The organism is Agrococcus sp. SCSIO52902 (genome assembly GCF_022983135.1).
Lineage (GTDB): Bacteria > Actinomycetota > Actinomycetes > Actinomycetales > Microbacteriaceae > Agrococcus > Agrococcus sediminis.
Map to the genome: position 1 here is coordinate 1,730,129 of NZ_CP095269.1, position 18,096 is coordinate 1,748,224.

The 18,096-nt window shown below is 70.6% G+C and carries 20 protein-coding genes and 1 tRNA gene; 10 read left to right on the plus strand and 11 right to left on the minus strand.

Annotated elements, in window-relative coordinates; genetic code table 11:
* Positions 1-26 precede the first annotated feature (26 nt).
* The 3 genes from MU522_RS08580 to MU522_RS08590 are packed head-to-tail and all read right to left on the minus strand — an operon-like array spanning position 27 to position 1,948.
* Positions 27-725 carry a hypothetical protein gene (locus tag MU522_RS08580; RefSeq protein WP_246990632.1) on the minus strand — a complete coding sequence of 233 codons (699 nt, stop codon included), beginning with the start codon at positions 723-725 and terminating at the stop codon, positions 27-29.
* Positions 722-1,249 carry a sigma-70 family RNA polymerase sigma factor gene (locus tag MU522_RS08585; RefSeq protein WP_246990633.1) on the minus strand — a complete coding sequence of 176 codons (528 nt, stop codon included), beginning with the start codon at positions 1,247-1,249 and terminating at the stop codon, positions 722-724. Before MU522_RS08585 ends, MU522_RS08580 begins: the two co-directional genes overlap by 4 nt.
* A 51-nt stretch (positions 1,250-1,300) precedes the next feature.
* Positions 1,301-1,948 carry an FMN-binding negative transcriptional regulator gene (locus MU522_RS08590; RefSeq protein WP_246990634.1) on the minus strand — a complete coding sequence of 216 codons (648 nt, stop codon included), beginning with the start codon at positions 1,946-1,948 and terminating at the stop codon, positions 1,301-1,303.
* A 257-nt stretch (positions 1,949-2,205) separates the two neighbouring features.
* On the opposite strand from MU522_RS08590, the gene MU522_RS08595 reads away from it, so the two are divergent.
* A complete protein-coding gene (locus MU522_RS08595; RefSeq protein ID WP_246990635.1) occupies positions 2,206-3,135 on the plus strand; it encodes a hypothetical protein in 930 nt (309 codons plus the stop codon).
* Positions 3,136-3,252: 117 nt separating this feature from the next.
* On the opposite strand, the gene MU522_RS08600 is transcribed toward MU522_RS08595, so the two are convergent.
* Positions 3,253-5,136, minus strand: a complete 1,884-nt coding sequence (locus MU522_RS08600; protein ID WP_246990636.1) for a phosphoenolpyruvate carboxykinase (GTP) — start codon at positions 5,134-5,136, stop codon at positions 3,253-3,255.
* A 170-nt stretch (positions 5,137-5,306) separates the two neighbouring features.
* On the opposite strand from MU522_RS08600, the gene MU522_RS08605 reads away from it, so the two are divergent.
* Both MU522_RS08605 and MU522_RS08610 read left to right on the plus strand, forming a co-directional pair.
* A complete protein-coding gene (locus MU522_RS08605) occupies positions 5,307-6,740 on the plus strand; it encodes an XRE family transcriptional regulator (RefSeq protein WP_146357209.1) in 1,434 nt (477 codons plus the stop codon).
* Positions 6,741-6,816: 76 nt separating this feature from the next.
* The gene (locus MU522_RS08610; protein WP_246990637.1) at positions 6,817-7,449 is read left to right on the plus strand and encodes an arsenate reductase ArsC; all 633 of its coding nucleotides are present in this window, start codon (positions 6,817-6,819) and stop codon (positions 7,447-7,449) included.
* A 35-nt stretch (positions 7,450-7,484) separates the two neighbouring features.
* Here the strand turns inward: MU522_RS08610 and MU522_RS08615 are convergent, their stop codons facing one another.
* The 3 genes from MU522_RS08615 to MU522_RS08625 all read right to left on the minus strand — a co-directional run bounded on the left by MU522_RS08615 (position 7,485) and on the right by MU522_RS08625 (position 9,136).
* Positions 7,485-8,321, minus strand: coding sequence for an SGNH/GDSL hydrolase family protein (locus MU522_RS08615; RefSeq protein WP_246990638.1), 837 nt, complete (start codon positions 8,319-8,321; stop codon positions 7,485-7,487).
* 171 nt (positions 8,322-8,492) lie between these two features.
* Entirely contained in the window at positions 8,493-8,807 is a 315-nt protein-coding gene (locus MU522_RS08620; RefSeq protein ID WP_146357215.1) for a cation transporter, read from the minus strand.
* Positions 8,808-8,839: 32 nt separating this feature from the next.
* Complete coding sequence (locus tag MU522_RS08625; RefSeq protein WP_128188999.1) at positions 8,840-9,136, minus strand: metal-sensitive transcriptional regulator; 297 nt, start codon at positions 9,134-9,136, stop codon at positions 8,840-8,842.
* 137 nt (positions 9,137-9,273) lie between these two features.
* Here MU522_RS08625 and MU522_RS08630 point away from each other — a divergent pair, with 137 nt between their 5' ends.
* Positions 9,274-10,512, plus strand: coding sequence for a transposase family protein (locus MU522_RS08630; RefSeq protein WP_246990639.1), 1,239 nt, complete (start codon positions 9,274-9,276; stop codon positions 10,510-10,512).
* Between the two features lie 73 nt (positions 10,513-10,585).
* On the opposite strand, the gene MU522_RS08635 is transcribed toward MU522_RS08630, so the two are convergent.
* From MU522_RS08635 to MU522_RS08650, 4 genes are all read right to left on the minus strand, one after another.
* Positions 10,586-11,176 (minus strand): TetR/AcrR family transcriptional regulator, encoded by a 591-nt coding sequence (locus MU522_RS08635; protein ID WP_128188996.1) that lies wholly within the window; start codon positions 11,174-11,176, stop codon positions 10,586-10,588.
* 84 nt (positions 11,177-11,260) lie between these two features.
* Positions 11,261-11,336, minus strand: a tRNA-Arg gene (locus MU522_RS08640).
* Positions 11,337-11,378: 42 nt separating this feature from the next.
* Entirely contained in the window at positions 11,379-12,017 is a 639-nt protein-coding gene (locus MU522_RS08645; RefSeq protein ID WP_246990640.1) for a prepilin peptidase, read from the minus strand.
* Between the two features lie 41 nt (positions 12,018-12,058).
* The gene (locus tag MU522_RS08650) at positions 12,059-12,682 is read right to left on the minus strand and encodes a TetR/AcrR family transcriptional regulator (RefSeq protein WP_246990641.1); all 624 of its coding nucleotides are present in this window, start codon (positions 12,680-12,682) and stop codon (positions 12,059-12,061) included.
* Between the two features lie 371 nt (positions 12,683-13,053).
* Here MU522_RS08650 and MU522_RS08655 point away from each other — a divergent pair, with 371 nt between their 5' ends.
* From MU522_RS08655 to MU522_RS08680, 6 genes are all read left to right on the plus strand, one after another.
* Positions 13,054-13,239, plus strand: a complete 186-nt coding sequence (locus tag MU522_RS08655; RefSeq protein WP_246990642.1) for a Flp family type IVb pilin — start codon at positions 13,054-13,056, stop codon at positions 13,237-13,239.
* Between the two features lie 76 nt (positions 13,240-13,315).
* On the plus strand, positions 13,316-13,705 hold the full coding sequence (locus tag MU522_RS08660) for a TadE family protein (RefSeq protein ID WP_246990643.1): 390 nt from the start codon (positions 13,316-13,318) through the stop codon (positions 13,703-13,705).
* A complete protein-coding gene (locus MU522_RS08665; protein ID WP_246990644.1) occupies positions 13,702-14,718 on the plus strand; it encodes a pilus assembly protein TadG-related protein in 1,017 nt (338 codons plus the stop codon). The genes MU522_RS08660 and MU522_RS08665 overlap by 4 nt, the downstream gene beginning before the upstream one ends.
* 25 nt (positions 14,719-14,743) lie before the next feature.
* Entirely contained in the window at positions 14,744-15,448 is a 705-nt protein-coding gene (cpaB, locus tag MU522_RS08670; protein ID WP_246993491.1) for a Flp pilus assembly protein CpaB, read from the plus strand.
* Complete coding sequence (locus tag MU522_RS08675; protein WP_246990645.1) at positions 15,445-16,623, plus strand: AAA family ATPase; 1,179 nt, start codon at positions 15,445-15,447, stop codon at positions 16,621-16,623. The genes cpaB and MU522_RS08675 overlap by 4 nt, the downstream gene beginning before the upstream one ends.
* A complete protein-coding gene (locus tag MU522_RS08680) occupies positions 16,620-18,077 on the plus strand; it encodes a CpaF family protein (protein WP_246990646.1) in 1,458 nt (485 codons plus the stop codon). The genes MU522_RS08675 and MU522_RS08680 overlap by 4 nt, the downstream gene beginning before the upstream one ends.
* Positions 18,078-18,096 lie beyond the last annotated feature (19 nt).

Sequence of the window (18,096 nt, forward strand, 5' to 3'; positions counted from 1 at the left end):
GGGAGATCCCGCCGACGGTGGCGCTCTCAGCGAACGTCCTCCCAGGGCTCGCCCACGACCGCGACCGGCGCCGACCCGTCGAGCGCGACGAGCGCGACCGGGGAGGGGCCGGATGGCGTCCCGGGCCCGCACGCGTCGGCCGCGAGCACGCCGGTGGTCACCCCGAGCACTCCCGCCCCGCCCGCCAGGCGCGCGTCCTGCTCGGTGGTGCCGGCCGTCGCTCGCGCGACGCCGCCGTCGACGACGAGCGCGTCGACGTCGACGAACGTCGCGACGGCGGACGTGAGCCCCGCGCCTCGCGCCTCGACCCGCCCCGGGGGCACGATCGACGCATCCGCCGGGTCCTCGAGGAGCCGCAGCGCGAGGCCCACGTCGCCGGCGCGCGTGAGGCCGCACAGCTCGATCGGCGCCGACTCCTCGGCGCCGGCACCGCTGTCGCCCGGCGCGCCCTCGGTCTCGGCGCTCGGCTGCGCCGCCTCGGGCGCCGCGCCGCCGTCGTCGCCCTCGCTGAGCACCGACGAGTCGCTGGAGGGCGACAGCGGCGTGAGCCCGGGCGCCACGAGCGGCGCGACGATCAGCACGCCCGCGCCGGTCGCAGCGGCCGTGAGCGCCGCGACCTTGGGCCGGCGCCGCCGCTTCGCGCCGTCGATCGCGGCGGCCGCGTCGAGCCTCGCGCGCGGCGCGGGGATCTCCTGCAGGCGCCGCCGCAGATCCTCGTCGCTCACGGTCTGCCCCTCTCGTCGCGCTGCCCGCGCTCCTGCTCCCGCTCGAGCATCCCGCGCAGCTTGCCGAGCGCATCCGACAGGTAGCGCTTCACCGCGCCCGCCGAGATGCCGAGCTCCGCAGCGATCTGCTCGACCGTGCGGTCCTCGTCGTAGCGCAGCACGACGCACGCGCGCTCGCGGGGCGCGAGCCGCTGCAGCCGGTGCGCCATGTCGAGCCGCTCGCCGGTGAGCGTCGAGCCGGAGTCGACCCGCTCGCGCTCGACCACGAGCGGCGCGATCCGCCGCCACCGCTGGCCGCGCCGGGCGCGGTCGAGGAACCGGTTCGCGATCGCGCGCCGCACGTAGGCCTCGGCCTGCTCGACCTCGAAGCCGTTGCGCAGCCGGCCGAAGGTCGCCGTCAGGGCGTCCTGCACCATGTCGCGGGCCTCCTCCTCGTCACCGGTCAGGAGCATCGCGTAGCGCACGAGCGCCTCGCCGCGCTGGGCGACGAGCTCGGCGACGACCAGCTCCCAGCCGGCTGCCACGCGAGTCTCCCTCTGCTCTCTAGGACGAACGACGGCCGTCGACGGTTGGGGTCAGGCCTCGCGCGCCGGCGCGGCGTCGCGGTCGGCCACGCGCATGCGCTCGGCGAGGGCGGGGTGGGATGCGTCGAGGTGCGCGAGCACGGAGGCCCGGGTGTCGGCCGACTTGTTCTGGCTCATCTTCGACTTCGCGTCGAAGGAGCGCACGCGCAGCCGCAGCCCGACCGTCCCCATCGCCATGCCGCGATTGCCGTCGTCGTCGATGTCGAGCGCGACGCCGCCCTCGGGCGCGTACTGCGACTCGAAGTGCGCGACGAGCTTCCGGAGCGTGCGCATGTTCGCGTCCGCGTCGAGCACCTCCACGTCGCACGTCATGCTCGCCATCTCGAAGTTCCACGTCGGGATCTGCCCCGCGTCGGCCCCGACGTACCACGACGGCGAGATGTACCCGTGCTCGCCTTGCGCGACCACGAGCATCCGGTGCTCGCCGGGCTCGAGCAGCCCGTGCAGGCGCGCGTCGGCGCGGCCGAGGTGCGTCACGAGCACGAGCCCGTCGCCCTCGTGCTCGTCGTCGAGCAGCACGGGGGAGGGGGATGCGACGGGTCCGGACGCGGGATGCGACACCAGCAGCATCCACGGCGCGCGCGCGACGAGGTCGCGCACCTCGGCCTCGCCGATGCGGTAGAGCGGATTCGGCTGCATGCGCCCCATCCTCCACCACCCGCCGCGGAGAGGGGGCGCGCGCGCCGCGCGCGCCTCCTCGCCGCCCCTCCGCCGCCCATTCGCAGATATAGGGCCAACGGCTCGAATGCCGCCCCGATGAGCGCCACTGTCCCTGTATCTGCGCACGGTCTGCGCCGACGCAGGCATGCGCATCCGCCCGCGCCGCCGCGCGCGGCCGTCCACAGCTGCCGCCACCCTCCGCTCGCGCTGCGCGGAGCGCGCGGCATCCTGCGCGGATGCGCCCCTCGACCCCGCTCCCCGAGCCGTTCGATGTCGGCGCGTTCCGCGTCGGCGAGGCGCTCGACGAGGGCATCGGGCGCGGCCGACTGCGCGGCTCCGACCTCGAGACGCCCTTCCGCGGCGTGCGATCGCGCCCGGTCACCGACGTCCAGGCGCTCGCGCTCGCCTACGCGGCGGCGATGCCGTCGCACCAGCTGTTCGGCGGCGTCACCGCCGCCCGGCTCTGGGGCTTGCCCATCGCCGACCCGTGGCGGCGCGACGAGTCGCTCGTGATCGCGCGTCCGCACTGCACGGCGCCCGGCACCGTCCGCGGCACGCGGCACCTCGCATTCGATCCGACGCGGCTGCGCACCACCGAGCTCGACGGTGTGCGGCTGCTCGGGCCGCTCGCGACTGCGCTGACGCTCGCGCGCGAGCTGTCGCACGAGGCGCTCGTGCAGGTCGCCGATGCGCTGCTCACGCCGTCGCGCTCCTACCCGGGCCTTCGACTGGAGCGGAAGCCCGAGCGCGGCTATGCCACCCCACAGGAGCTCGACGACTTCATCGCTCGATGCGCGGGGCTGGCCGGGGTCGCGGCGCTGCGCGCTGCCGCGGCGGATGCGCGGGTCGGCGTCGACTCGAGGTTCGAGACGATCACGCGGCTGCTGATGGTCGAGGCGGGGCTGCCTGAGCCGGTCGTGCACCCGCCTGTCGTCGTCGACGGAGAGGAGTGGCACCCGGACCTCGGCTACCCGGAACTGCGGATCGCGATCGAGTTCGAGGGCGACGGCCACCGCGACGAGCGGCAGTGGCACGTCGACATCGATCGCTACGCGCGCTTCGAGGCAGCCGGATGGACGACCGTGCGGGTCACGCGCAAGCACATGGCACGCCGTGGCGCGCACTTCGTGGAGCGCGTGCGCGCAGCGCGCGCCCGACGCGAGTGACGCATCCGCCCCCTCCGTGCTTCTCGGCCATCACAGATGTAGGGCCAGTGGCTCCGGCCCTCGCGGGGTGGGAGCCACTGGCCCTACATCTGCATCGGGCGGCGCGGGCCGCGCGGCTCAGACCGCGACGGGCTGCTGCGCGTGCTGCGCCTGCTGCACGTGCTCGAGGCGCCACCGCACGTGGTTCAGCTGGCGCACGAGGCCCGTGGGCAGCGCGCGGCCGAACTGGCCGAAGAAGGCCTCGACGTCGACGAGCTCCGACAGCCACGCCTTCGGGTCGATCTCGAAGAGCTCGTCCATCACGGCCTCGTCGATGTCGAGCCCGTCGAGGTTCAGCGCGCCCTCGGCGGGCAGCACGCCCACGGCGGTGTCGACGCCCGGCGCGGTGCCTGCCACGCGGCCCGCGATCCACTCGAGCACCCGCGCGTTCTCGCCGAAGCCCGGCCACAGGAATCCGCCGTCCTCGTCGCGACGGAACCAGTTGACCGAGAAGATCTTGGGCGCGTGGCGGCCGAGGCGGTGCCCCATGTCGATCCAGTGCGTGAAGTAGTCGCCCATGTTGTAGCCGCAGAAGGGCAGCATCGCGAACGGGTCGCGGCGGATCTCGCCCACCGGGCCCTCGGCGGCGGCCGTCTGCTGGCTCGAGACCGTCGCGCCGACGTAGACGCCGTGCTCCCAGTCGCGCGCCTGCAGCACGAGCGGCACCTGCGTGGGGCGGCGGCCGCCGAAGATGATCGCGTCGAGCGGCACGCCCTCGGGCGCGTCCCAGTCGGGCGCGATCGACGGCGCCTGCTCGGCGCGCACCGTGAAGCGGGCGTTGGGATGGGCGGCCGGTCCGTTCGCCGGGTCGTAGGGGCGGCCCTGCCAGTCGATGAGGCCCTCGGGGACCTCCTTCGTCATCCCCTCCCACCACACGTCGCCGTCGGGCGTCATCGCCACGTTCGTGAAGATCGTGTCGTGGTCCATCATCGCCATCGCGGTCGCGTTGGTGGCTTCGCTCGTGCCGGGCGCGACGCCGAAGAAGCCGTTCTCGGGGTTGATGGCCCACAGCCGCCCGTCGGGGCCGGGACGCATCCAGACGATGTCGTCGCCGAGCGTCTCGACCGTCCAGCCGGGGATCGTCGGCTGCAGCATCGCCAGGTTGGTCTTGCCGCACGCGGAGGGGAAGGCGCCGGCGAGGTGGATCTGGCGGCCGTCGTCGTGCTTCATGCGCAGCAGCAGCATGTGCTCGGCGAGCCAGCCCTCGTCGCGCGCCTGCACCGACGCGATCCGCAGCGCGAAGCACTTCTTCGCCAGCAGCGCGTTGCCGCCGTAGGCCGAGCCGAACGACCAGATCTCGCGGGTCTCCGGGAAGTGCGAGATGTAGCGGGTGGGGTTGCACGGCCACGGCACGTCCTGCTGGCCGTCGGCGAGCGGCGCGCCGATCGAGTGCACCGCGGGCACCCAGTCGCTCGTGCCGTGCATCGCCTCGAGCGCGGCGGTGCCGACGCGCGTCATGTAGTGCATGGACGCGACGACGTACGGGGAGTCGGTGATCTCGATGCCGAGCTTCGAGATGGGGCCGCCGACCGGTCCCATCGAGAAGGGGATGACGTACATGGTGCGGCCGCGCATGGCGCCGTCGAAGAGGCCGCCGAGCACCTGCCGCATCGAGGCCGGGTCGCGCCAGTTGTTCGTGGGGCCGGCGTCCTCGGCGTCGTCGGCGCAGATGAAGGTGCGGTCCTCCATGCGGGCGACGTCGTCGGGGTTCGAGCGGGCGAGGTAGCTGCCGGGCCGCTTCGGCACGGGCACGATCGTGCCCGCCTCGAGCATGGTGTCGATGAGGCGCTGCAGCTCCTCCTGCGAGCCGTCGCACCAGACGATGTCGCGGGGCTCGGTGAGCTCGGCGACGCTCGCGACCCACGAGACGACGCCCGGGTCGGCGCCCTCGGGCGCGCCGACCCGCTTGGGCTTCACGGGCTTGGCGGATGCGCGGGTCGGGGCGGCGGGGAGGATCGTCATGGTTCGAGTCTCACCCGCGCCCGACCGCGGAGGGCGAGCGCGAGCCAGAAGGAACCGCGCATTCTTCCTTTCGACGAAACTTGCGCCCCGAAGCGCCCCGCGCGCAGTCAATCGCGGCTGCGCACTGCGCACATGGCGAAGATTCGCCAGATGTTTCGTACACTGGTCGCATGGTCGACGCAGCAGTCCTCGGGCACCGCATCCGGCACTTCCGCACCGCCGCCGAGCTCACGCTCGACGCGCTGGGGGAGCGCATCGGGCTCGCGGGCAGCCAGCTGTCCCTCATCGAGAACGGGCATCGGGAGCCGAAGCTCAGCCACCTGCAGGCGATCGCCGAGGTGCTGCAGGTGCCCACCGCGCAGCTGCTCGACCCCGAGCCGCCGAGCGAGCGCTCGCGGCTCGAGCTCGACCTGCAGCGGCTGCAGGAGGGCGCGAGCTACAAGCGGCTCGGCCTGCCGACCGTGCGCCCGACGCGCTCGATGGGCGACGACCAGCTGCGCGCGCTCGTCGGCCTGCACCGCGAGCTCGACCGCCGCGCCCGCGAGGCGATCGCCACCCCCGAGCAGGCTCGGCGCGACGCGACCGCGCTGCGGCTGCGCATGCGCGAGCAGGCCAACTCGCTGCCGCACATCGACGAGCTCGCCGACGAGCAGCTGCGGGCCGTCGGCTACGAGGGCGGCAGCCTGACGCACCGCACGGTGAGCGAGATGGCGGCGCGCCTCGGCTTCGAGCTCGTCTACGTCACCGACCTGCCGCACTCGACGCGCTCGGTCACCGACCTCGAGAACGGCCGCATCTACCTGCCGCCGGCCTCGATCCCGGGTGGCCACGGCCTCCGCTCGATGGCGCTGCAGGCGCTCGCCCACCGGCTGCTCGGGCACCACGAGCCGCGCGACTACAGCGAGTTCCTGCAGCAGCGGCTCGAGATCAACTACTTCGCTGCCGCGACGCTCATGCCCCGGTCGCGCGCCATCGAGTACCTGCGCAAGGCGAAGAAGGAGCGGAACCTCGCGGTCGAGGACTTCCGCGACGCGTTCGGCGTCACGCACGAGACGGCGGCGATGCGCTTCACGAACCTCGCCACCACGCACCTCGACCTGCGCGTGCACTTCCTGCGGGTCGCCGAGGACGGCGCGCTGTCGCGCGTCTACGAGAACGACGGGATGCCCATCCCGGTGGACGCATCCGGCCACGCCGAGGGCCAGGTCGTGTGCCGCAAGTTCGCTGCCCGCAGCGCTTTCGAGCGCACGTCGCGGACGACGGAGTTCTACCAGTACACCGACACGCCCGCGGGCACCTTCTGGTGCTCGACCCAGATCGGCGCGGGCACCGACGGCGAGTTCTCGATCTCGTTCGGCGTGCGGTTCGACGACGCGAAGTACTTCCGCGGCGCGCAGACCGCGTTCCGCCAGACCTCGACGTGCCCCGACGAGCGGTGCTGCGCCCGCCCGGACGACGCGCTGCAGCGGCGCTGGCGCAACAACGCGTGGGCGTCGGCGCGCATGCACCAGCACACGCTCGCGCCGCTGCCGTCGGGCACCTACCCGGGCGTCGACGACGCCGAGCTCTACGAGTTCCTGGAGCGGCACGCACCGGTGCTCTGACGCGCGCTCGAGGCTCTTGGCACGGTATCGTGCCCGGCCGTAGCCTGGAGCCGCCACGTCGACCGGAGGAGCCGACATGACCCGCGAGCAGCACGGACTCGATTCGCCCGACGAGACGCTGCGCCGCGGCGCGGCCCACCTCGCGAAGCTCCATCCCGAGCTCGAGCCGACGCTCATCGAGCGCATCGTCTTCGAGTCGCATGCCACCCTCGCGCGCGGGGCGCGCGTGCGCACCCATCTGCCGGCGCTCGCGCTGAAGTTCGCTGCCGACCGCCTCAAGGCGCTCGAGGCGGGCGAGGGGCGCCGGGAGGCCGGCGCGCCGCTGCGCGTGCTCGTGGAGTCGATCCGCAACGACGGCATCTCGCAGATGGCCGCCGCCTACCTCAACGCGCTGAGCGACGGGCGCGTCGAGGCGCTCTCGGCTGCCCTGAACCCCGCCGACGAGGTGCTGCGCACGGTCGTCGGGGTGATGGAGGAGGACGGCGTGCCGCTCACCGAGAGCTACCCGAAGCCCGTCACCGACGACGTCGCGCGCGCGGCCGACGTCATCATCACGATGCTCATCGACCACCCGTTCGAGGTGCGCCCCGAGCAGCAGGTGCTCTCGTGGGACTTCGACGACCCGGCCGGGCTCTCGACCGACGAGGTGCGGCGCATCCGCGACCGCGTGCGGCGGCAGGTGCAGCAGTACCTCGACGCGCTGGACTGAGCGCGCCGCCCAGGGCGGGCGACGCGCTCGTCCGGCTACAGCCCCGCGACGATCGCCGCGGCGTACGCCCGCTGGCCCGGCCAGTTGAGGTGGAGGCTGCGATCGGAGGTGCGCTGACCGTTGACGAGGCCGCTCACCCAGGGGCCGCTGGTGTCGCAGAGACCGTGCCCGTCGAACGCTGCGCCGATGTCGACGTAGGTGCCGCCGGCGGCCATCGCCCCTGCGCGGATCGCGAGGTTGATCTGCTCCACCCCGAGGTTGGCGAGCGCGGCCTGCGCCGGGCTCACGTCGATCGGCGTGCCCTGGAAGGAGCCGATCGAGCACGGCGTCGCGAGGTCGCCGAAGAGCAACGGGTAGCCGCCGACCGCGATGCGCCCGTCGAAGCCTGGTACGGCTCGCACCGTCGCGACGATCGTGCCGATGCTCGTCGGCAGCGACTGCCCGAGGAGCATCGCCCGATCGAACGCCGTCTGGCATGCCGGCACGGTGCCCGAGCTGCTGCAGGCCAGCAGCACCGACTGCCATCCGACGTCGTTCATGCCGACGGTGATGGTCACGAGCTCCGTCGCGGCGCCGAGCCTGCCGGCGGCGATCGCCGTGCGCGCCTGCGTGAGCGCGTCGGCGCTGGTGGCGCCGGCACAGGCGTGCGACGCCACGCCGCCGTAGGTCGGTGCGAGCACGATCGGGTAGGCCTTGATCGAGCGGAGGCAGTCCATCTGCACCGCCGGGAGCAGGCCTGTGCCTGCAGCCTCGGAGTCGCCGAGCGCAACGTATGCGTAGCCGCCGGGCGGAGGCGGCTCGGCCGCTGAGGCTGGCGCGGCTCCGAGCAGGGCGGTTGCGCCGAGCGCGACCGCGGCTGCGACTGCGAGCATGCGACGTTGCATGATGTCCTCTTTCGATCCGGCGATGGGAGATCGATTCCGTAACATCGTCGCGGAACGGTCTGCGGCTGATGCTAGACCCGCCGCCACGTCGCGGATAGCCCCCCATACCAAGCGAGAGCGCCGGCCCCGCAGGGCCGGCGCTCTCGGAGCGGATCGGGCTCAGACCAGCGAGTAGCCGGCCTCCGAGACCGCGGCGCGCACGTCCTCGACGCGCAGCGGGCTGTCGGATGCGACGGTGACGGTCGAGCGGCCGCCGGGCACGAGCGCCACGTCGACGCCCTCGACGCCGGCGAGGCCCGAGATCTCCTCGGTGACCGACGAGACGCAGTGGCCGCAGGTCATGCCCTCGACTTCGAAGGTCTGCGACGTCGCGGCCGACTGGGCCGACGCATCCGTCGTCGAGCAGGCGCCGCCGCCGCAGCAGCCGCCGGCCTGGGGCTCGGGGGTGGAGGTGATCTCGATGTCCTGCAGCATGGTGTCCTTCCGGTGGTGGATGCTTCGGGGTATCAGGAGCGCACGAGGCGCGCGATGGCGGCGCTCGCCTCGGCGAGCTTCGCCTCGGCGACCGGGCCGCCCGTGGAGGAGGCCTCGGCGACGCAGTGCGCGAGGTGATCCTCGAGCAGCTGCAGCGCCACGGTCTCGAGCGCCTTCGTGGCGGCCGAGACCTGCGTGAGGATGTCGATGCAGTACTTGTCCTCGTCGACCATGCGGGCGACGCCGCGCACCTGGCCCTCGGCGCGACGGAGCCGCTTGAGGAGGGCATCCTTGTCGGCCGTGTAGCCGTGGGTGGTGTGCGTGCTCATGATGGCACGATGATACCCCGGAGGGGTATCATCCGGCAAGGGCTCGACGAGACTCACGTGAAGTGCCCGCGACAGGTTTGCGGTGCCTCACGTAGGAATGCCCGCGAAACTCTGAGGGCATGGGATGCGAGTTGTCGATGCAGGCTCGAGCGGAGATCACGGCCAAGTACGCGCGGGCGTACCTGCGGGCGTCGAAGGCGGAGAAGTCGCAGCTGCTCAACGAGATCGAAGCGGTGACGGGATGGACGCGCGACAACGCGCGGCGGCGGCTGCGGGCGGCCGCGAAGCCCCGCGCGGCGCGGCCGGGGAAGCGGAAGCGGGCCAGGAAGTACTCGTACGACGCGCTCAAGGTGCTGCAGCGCGTCTGGGCCATCTCCGGCGGCTCCTGCGGCAAATACCTCGTGGTCGCGATGGAGCCGCTGCTGGACGCGCTCGAGCGGCACGGCGAGCTCGTGCACGGCAAGGAGCGCTATTCGCCCGCGGTCCGCGCCGAGCTGCTGGCGATGTCGCCGGCGACGATCGACCGCTACCTGCGACCGGCGCGCGAGCGAGACCCGCTGCGGGGGTTGAGCTCGACCAAGCCATCGCCGCTGCTGCGCTCGTCGATCACGATCCGCCGCGCCGGCGACGAGGTCGAGGACGAGCCGGGCTTCTTCGAAGTCGATACCGTCGCGCACTGCGGGCCGACCCTCAAGGGCGAGTTCTGCCGCACGGTGAACCTCACCGACATGCGCCTCGGCTGGGTCCACACCCGCTCGATGCGCAACAACGCGGCCGTGCACGTGCTGGCCGTCATGAACAGCGCGATCGAGGCGATCCCGTTCGCGGTCACCGGTCTCGACTTCGACAACGGCGGCGAGTTCATCAACCACGACCTCGTCAACTGGGCCGCCGACCGCCACATCTTCTTCACCCGCGGCCGCCCCTACCGCAAGAACGACCAGGCCACGATCGAGTCCAAGAACGGCCACCTCGTGCGCGCCTACGCGTTCCACTGGCGCTACGACACCCCCGAAGCGCTCCGGCTCCTCAACCAGCTATGGCCGCTGGTGAACGACCGCTTCAACTACTTCCTGCCCACGAAGAAGCCCATCGGCTGGTCCACCGACCGCTCCGGCCGACGCCGCCGCGACTACGACGACCCGCGCATCCCGTTCAACCGCCTGCTCGCCGCCGGCGTGCTCTCTCCCGCGCAAGAAGCCGAACTGCGCGCCTACCGCGACAGCCTCAACCCGGCCGAGCTCGCTCGCCGCATCCAAACCATCCAGGACCGGCTCGTAGCGATCGCCCGCGAACCCACGCTCAAGCTCGCCGCCAGCCTCCAACAGCCACTGCCCGACACCGCTCGAGGCGTGAAGCTGCGCCGAGCCAGCTGACCACACACGCGGGCATTCCTACGTGAGGCACCGCTTCACGCACGCGGGCATATTGACATGAGGCACCTCGGGGCTACGCGACGGCGCTGACGTGCTCGGGCGTGGCCCAGCTGCGCCAGATGGCCGCGAGCTGCGCGTCGAAGAGCGCGTCGGCCTGGTCGGCCGGGTAGAGGCCGAGCAGCTCGAGCGTGATGAAGCCGTGCACGCCGGCGAAGATGGTGCCGGTCGCGACGACCGGGTCGCCGTGCAGCACGCCCGCCTCGGTGGCCTCGGTGACGGCGCGCAGCAGCGGCTCGGTCGTGCTGTCGCGCGCCTCGCCGACCGCGGGTGAGTCGGCGCTGCGGCCGAAGACGACCTGGAACATCGCGGCGTGCTCCTTGGCCCAGGCGCGGATCGCGTGGGCGAGGCCGGAGATGTGCTGGGCGGGGTCGTCGACCCGGGCGGCCTCCTGCGCGTCGACGAACGAGCGCGCGGCGCGGAGCGTGATCGCCTCGAGCAGCTCGCCGCGCGAGCCGAAGAGCGAGTAGACGGCCGACGTCGAGGTGCCGACGGAGGCCACCAGCGGGCGCAGCGAGAAGTCGGGCCCGTCCACCGCCATCAGGTCGGTGGCGGCCTCGAGCAGGCGCTGGCGCAGGTGCTCGTCGTGGAGTCGAGGTCGTCCCATGGCGGTAAGCGTACGCTGTTTCCGAGCGCCGTTTCGCGATCGACACGAGATTGCGATGCTCGCACACGTGCGATCCGGGAAGTTTGGTGCCCCCAGCAGGATTCGAACCTGCGGCCTTCTGCTCCGGAGGCAGACGCTCTATCCCCTGAGCTATGGGGGCCGGGCTGCCGAGGCAGCGTCGTCCAATCTACCACCGCGAGGGCTACGCCCCGACCGCCGCCCAGCCCAGGCCCGCCGCCGCGCCGAGGATCATCCACGGACCGAAGGCGAGGTCGGCGCGCAGCGACGTGCGGCGCAGCGCCAGCATCGCCAGCGCCACGAGCGCGAACACCAGGAACCCGCCGAGGATGCCCAGCACCACCGCCTGCCAGCCGAACCACCCGAGCGTCAGCCCGAGCACGACCGACAGCTTCACGTCGCCGAGGCCGAGGCTCGACGGGGCGAACCACGCGAGCGCGAAGTAGCCGACGCCGACGACGAGCATCGCCAGCAGCGCGGTGCCGAGCCGCGCCCAGTCGCCCGTGGTCGCCGCGGCGACCACGAGCATCCCGAGCACGGCTCCGGTGGTCGGCCAGACGATCGCATCCGGGAGGCGGAAGACGGCGAGGTCGACCGCGATGAGCAGGCCGCAGCCCACGGCGAGGGCGCCGAGCGCGACCGCGACCGCCCAGTGGTCGGCGACGGCGGCGCCCGCGGCGCCGAGCAGCGCGGCGAGCGAGGCGGGCACGGCGGGCCGCAGCCAGCGCGACTCGCTCTCGGCGATCCGGCGTGCGCGCGGCGTCAGCAGCCAGGCCGCGACAGCGCACAGCGCTGCCGCGATCGCGATCGCAAGGGGTGGCATCGAAGCGGTTGCTCTGGGTGACGCAAGGTTCTCCGGCGCCCTCAGGCGTCGGGGCTCAAGCCGGCCTCAAGGTCGTGGAACGCCTGCTCGACGAGGTCGGCGATCTTCGACGCTCCTCCGTCGGTGTTCACCCAGACGCGGATCGCGGTCTTGATGGCCGCGGCCGCGACGCCCGCGATGAGGCGGGGGAAGGCGGATGTCTCGGGGTCGACGCCGCTGCGCGCGGCGACCGCCAGGCGCACCGCGTCCTCGAACTCGTCGTACTGCGCCATGCGGTGGGGGAGCAGGGCGGGGAAGCGCTCGACGAGATCCTCCTTGGCCTTCAGCATCTTCAGCTGCTCCTTCGACCAGCCGCGGATCGAGGCGGTGAGCACCTCGCTCAGCGAGTGCAGCGGGGCCTCGTCGGCCGGGCGCTCCTCGAGGCCGGCGAGCATGTCGATCGGCGAGATGTCGCCTGCCGCCACGAGCGCCGCCTCCTTGGAGGGGAAGTAGTTCGAGACGGTGCGCGGGGAGACGAAGGCGCGCTCGGCGATCTGGTCGATCGTGACCTCGTCGAGCCCCTTCTCCGAGACGAGCGCGAAGGCCGCGTCGGCGATGGTGCGACGGGTGAAGAGCTTCTTGCGCTCGCGCAGGCCGGGCTCAGGAGTGGGGGCGGATTCAGGCATGGGCGGCTACCGTAACAGCGTCGGCAATGAAGCGCGTCGGTACGCCCGATGCGCTGGCTTCGCGCTTGATCGGGGCGGGGAGCTGCATGGCTCCTCCTGTCGTGCGTGGGGATCTCGTCCCGGTGGGCTAGCCGGCTCGTGCGGGCTCTGTGGTGCAAGTCTGAGGCGTAACGACGTTACCGTCAAATCAACATGCCGTTTCGGGATTAATGCTGAGGTTGCAACTTCCAGGCTGAGGGAATCTTGAGACTCTGCAATGTTGCGCGATCCGCAACCCCTGTGCCACGCTCTTCCTCGTCGGTTCCAGTCGGGCCGGCATCCCGAATAGCACCGGAACCCCAGCCCCGGGCCTGTCAAGTAAGGAACCCTCCATGTACGCATTCCTCATTGCGGCGCAGACGTTCATCGCTGACCGCTTCGACAACAAGGACCGCGGCGCGACCGCCGTCGAGTACGGCATCATGGTCGCCGGCATCGCGATCGTCATCATCGTCGCTGTCTTCGCCTTCGGTGGGCAGCTGCGCGACCTGTTCCTGGGCCTCGACCTCACGCCGTAAGCGCTCTTGATGGCGGCGCTCGGTCTGACCGAGCGCCGCCTCATCTTTACCCGGGTCCAGTGAGGAAGGGTGTCCGATGAGACGTCGTCCGAGGGATAGTGGTGCCGCCGCGGTCGAGCTTGCGCTCGTCCTGCCGATCCTGATGCTGCTGAGCTTCGGCATCATCTCGTTCGGCTACGCCTTCCACGTGCAGACGTTGCTCGACAACGCGGCGCGTGATGCGGTTCGCATCTTCGTGCTCACCGACGGGACGCATGCTGCAGCTGAAGCGGCAGCGGCGAGTCGCGCTGATGAGTCGCTCGCCGGCACCGCTGCTGGCGGCGCGACGCTGCAGCCCATTGCTTCCTGCACGTTGGGGGCGAATGCAAGAGCGGTCGTGCGCCTAGACGACGTACCGCTGTTCGGCGGCCTGTTCGGGCCGTCGATCGATCTCGAGGGATCAGGAACGATGCGATGCAACGGATGACGCACCGATCGGACCGCGGAGCAGTCGCCGTATGGGTCGCGATCCTGATGGTGCCCTTCCTCATTCTGGCGGCGCTCGCCATCGACGTCGGTGCGGCAAACGCTGACCGCCAGCGGCTTCAGCACGGAGCTGATGCGGCTGCCCTTGCTATCGCGCAGGAGTGCGCGCTGGGCGACTGCGCGGGCTCAGACGCGACGGCCCAGGAACTCGCGGACAACAATAGCCCGATGGGCGGCGACCCCACGGCGACGGTCCTCGAGCTCGATGTCGAGAACGGTTGGGTGGAAGTGCAGACCGAGTCGAGCCGCGACTTCTGGTTCGCGCCGATCATCGACCGCGACTCCGCCACCATGCAGGCCACGTCAGCTGCGTCCTGGAACCAGTACCCGACCGGAGGCGCACACCTGCCGCTGGCGATCTCGTGGTGCGAGATCGTTCACTGGGCGGGCCTCGACGCCGGCGATGTGCTGCGGAACGGGGCGGGAGAAGTCATCGGACTGAGCATCCCTGAGGAGGCAACCGATGTCGTGCTCTTCAGCAAGGGCAACAAGACTGACTTCCACGCGTGCCCGTCGGGTACGAACCCGAACGGTTCGAATGGCGCTGCTCCTCCGGGCGGCTTCGGCTGGCTCACCACGAGTGCTCCATGCTCCGCGACGACCGCTGTCGACGGCTCCTACTACTCCGAGCCCGGCCGTTCGCCGACGTGCGACGACGCGCAGCTGCGGGAGATGATCGGTACGACCGTCCTCGTGCCCATCTTCGACTCGGTCGTCGGCTCGGGGCGCAGCGGAGCGTATCGAGTGTTCGGCTACATCGCCTTCACGCTCGAGGGGTACTCCAACAACAAGGGCGAAGCGGGAGTGCGTCCTCCGTCGTGCAAGAGCAACGACGACTGCATCTTCGGCACCATCCAGCGGTTTGTCGATCTCGGCTCCGGTTTCACGACCAGTCCGGGCGGGCCACAGCTGGGCACGACCAGTGTGGAGCTGCGTCTCCCGAACGGAGAATGACATGATTCGGCGCCTTGTGATCACGATGGTCGCGCTTCTAGTGGCCACCATCGGCGGCGTGCTCACCTACGTCTACGCAGCCGGCGCGGACGCTCGCGCAATGGCACGGATGACACCCACACAAGTGCTCGTCGTCGCCGAACCCATCGAGGCGGGCACTTCAGCCGAGACGCTCGCACGTTCGGTGACGGTGACCGAGCTGCCAGCTGCGGCGGTAGTAGCTGGTGGCATCACCGACCTCGGCGACGTCGCAGGCATGGTGACCTCCGCCGACCTGCTACCCGGTGAGCAACTGATGGCATCGCGCTTCGCGGCACCCGAGTCGCTCGAACGGGTCGTCGAGATCCCAGAGGGCATGCATCAGTTGACGCTCCAGCTGGACGCCAGGCGCGTGGTCGGCGGTCAGCTCAGGCCTGGGGACACTGTCGGCGTCTTCTTCTCCGCTTCGATCGAGACGCCCGGAGGCGAGATCGATCAAACTCACCTCATCCTTCACAAGGTGCTCGTCACAGCGGTGGAAGGCGCGGCGGGCGTCACCACTGACGAGGATGGAGAAGAGGTGGAGCAGGCAGCCGCTGAGAGCCTCATGGTCACTCTCGCGCTGTCGGCCGCCGATGCCGAACAGGTCGTCTTCGCGCACGAGTTCGGCTTCGTCTACCTCTCGCTCGAGAGCTCGAACGTGCCCGAGAGCGGCACGCGAATCGTGACTGCGGTGGAGGGTTTCGAATGAGCAACGTACTCCTGAGGAGCGACTCAGAAGAGCTCCGCGCAAGAGTCCTGGAGGCATCTGCGGGTACGTGCATCGCAGTACCGGTCGGCGCTGGCTCCGCGGATCCGGCCGAGCTGCTGGCGCAAGTTCGTCACGAATCCCTGCCAGACGTCATCGTCATCGATGCCTCGAGATCGCCTGGAGCAGCCCTCGAACTCGCAGGTCGCTTGGACATCGAGCTCCCGGGAACTGCCGTGCTGCTGATCGGTGACGTGGAGTCGCTGGCGGTGTCCGCGATGCACGCGGGCGTGCGAGACGTCTTGGCGCCGGAGGCTGACATCAGCGCGCTCCGTGCATCGCTGGAGCGCGCTTCTCAGGCTGCTCTTGCGCGTCGGGCGCTGTCAGGCGTCGCAATGGCGCTTCCCATGGGGGCCGCAGCCCCAGCTCGGGTGATCACGGTGCTCTCGCCGAAGGGAGGCGCGGGAAAGACGACTCTCGCCACGAATGTCGCCGTGGGCCTCGCTGAGTTCGCGCCGGGAGGGGTCGTCCTTGTCGATCTAGACGTGCAGTTCGGCGACGTAGCGACGGCGCTCGGCGTGGAGCCGGAGTTCACGCTCGACGCAATCGTGCAGGGCGCAGGGCTCCGGGATCCCATCGCCCTCAAGACACAGCTCACGCAGCACAGCTCGGGTCTCCTTGTGATCTGCGCCCCGGAGGACCCTGTCGCGGCGGACGCGCTTGATTCCGACCAAGTGGCGTCGTTGCTCAGCATGCTCGCATCGCAGTTCCCGTTCGTCGTCGTGGATACAGCTGCGGGGCTCGAGCCGAGAACACTCGCAGCGCTCGACCACACCACGGACCCGATCCTGCTCACGACCTTCGACGTACCCGGTTCGCGCGGCATGCGGAGAGAGATCGCAACCCTGCGGGAGTTGGGCATGCTCAACACCGCGCGCCAAGTGGTGCTGAACTTTGCAGACCCGAAGGCCGGTCTCACGGTCGCGGACGTCGAATCGACGATCAGGGCGAGTGTCGACCTGACGATGCCGTTCTCGAAGTCCGCAACAGCCGCGATGAACATCGGCGAGCCACTCATCCATCACAGCCCGAAGGACCCTGTTTCGAAGCAGATCCGCCGGCTCCTGGGAGCGTACGCCCCCCAGCGCGACGCAACCCGTGGGCGGAGCAGGCGATGACCAGCCTCGCCGAGCGTCTGGCGGCTCGCGCGGAGCCGGCGGGGAGCCCCTCACCGGAACCGGTACCTGCTACACGACGTGCCCGTCGAGCAGTCGAAGCGGCAGACTCGCCGCACACCGAGCAGGCGGAAGGCAGCGCCGCAAGCGACACCGAGGAGAGGCAGTCGGCCGACCAACCGGACGCGCTGCTCCGAGTGAAGCAGCGCGCGGCCGATGCGCTCTACGTCCACATCGGATCGCGACTGAACGATCCGAACCTCTCTGAGGAGCAGCTGCAGGGCATCGTTCGTGACGAATTGATCCGGATCGTCGAGGCTGAGCAAGCGCCGCTCACCGTCGAAGAGCGCCAGCGTCTGATCAACGAGGTGCGCGACGATGTGCTCGGGCTCGGTCCGCTGCAGCGCCTCATGGACGATCCGTCGGTGACGGAGATCATGGTCAACGGGCCGGAGAACGTCTACGTCGAGCGCGAAGGCAAGCTTGGTCGCGCCGCGGTGCGCTTCACCTCGGAAGAGCAGCTGCGGCATGTGATCGAACGCATCGTCACTCGGATCGGACGTCGCATCGACGAGTCGTCCCCAATGGTGGATGCTCGTCTCGAGGATGGGTCGCGCGTGAACGCCGTGATCCCCCCGCTTGCGTTCACGGGATCGACGCTCACGATCCGGCGGTTCGCCAAGGACCCCTACAAGGTCCCGGACCTCATCAGGTTCGGCACGTTGACACAGCAGATGGCGCGCTTGCTCCAGGCCTGTGTAGAGGGCAAGCTCAACATCATCGTCTCGGGCGGTACAGGTACTGGCAAGACGACGTTGTTGAACGTTCTCTCTTCCTTCATCCCAGCGCGTGAGCGCATCATCACGATCGAGGATGCGGTCGAGCTGCAACTGCAGCAGGAGCATCTGGTGCGTCTTGAGTCTCGCCCGCAGAACACCGAAGGCAAGGGCGAGGTTACGATTCGCGACCTCGTGAAGAACTCGCTCCGAATGCGTCCGGACCGGATCGTTGTGGGCGAGGTCCGAGGCGGCGAGACGCTCGACATGCTGCAGGCGATGAATACCGGCCACGACGGATCGCTGTCCACGGTGCACGCGAACTCTCCGCGCGACGCGATTGCCAGGCTGGAAACCCTCGTGCTGATGGCCGGTATGGATCTCCCTCTGCGGGCGATCCGCGAGCAGATCGCCTCCGCGGTCGATGTCATCGTGCAGCTCGACCGCCTGCGCGATGGCACCCGCCGCGTGACTGCGGTGACTGAAGTCGTGGGCATGGAGGGGCAGATCGTGACGCTCCAGGACGTGTATCTCTTCGACTACGGAGCGGGCCAGGACGCCAATGGCCGATTCCTGGGCGTTCCCATCGCGACCGGCGTGCGGCCGAAGTTCACCGAGCGCCTTCACGACCTTGGCGTCGCCCTGCCCCACGGCATGTTCGACGCGCCGGTGTCGCGATGACGCTTGTTGCGGTGGCGAC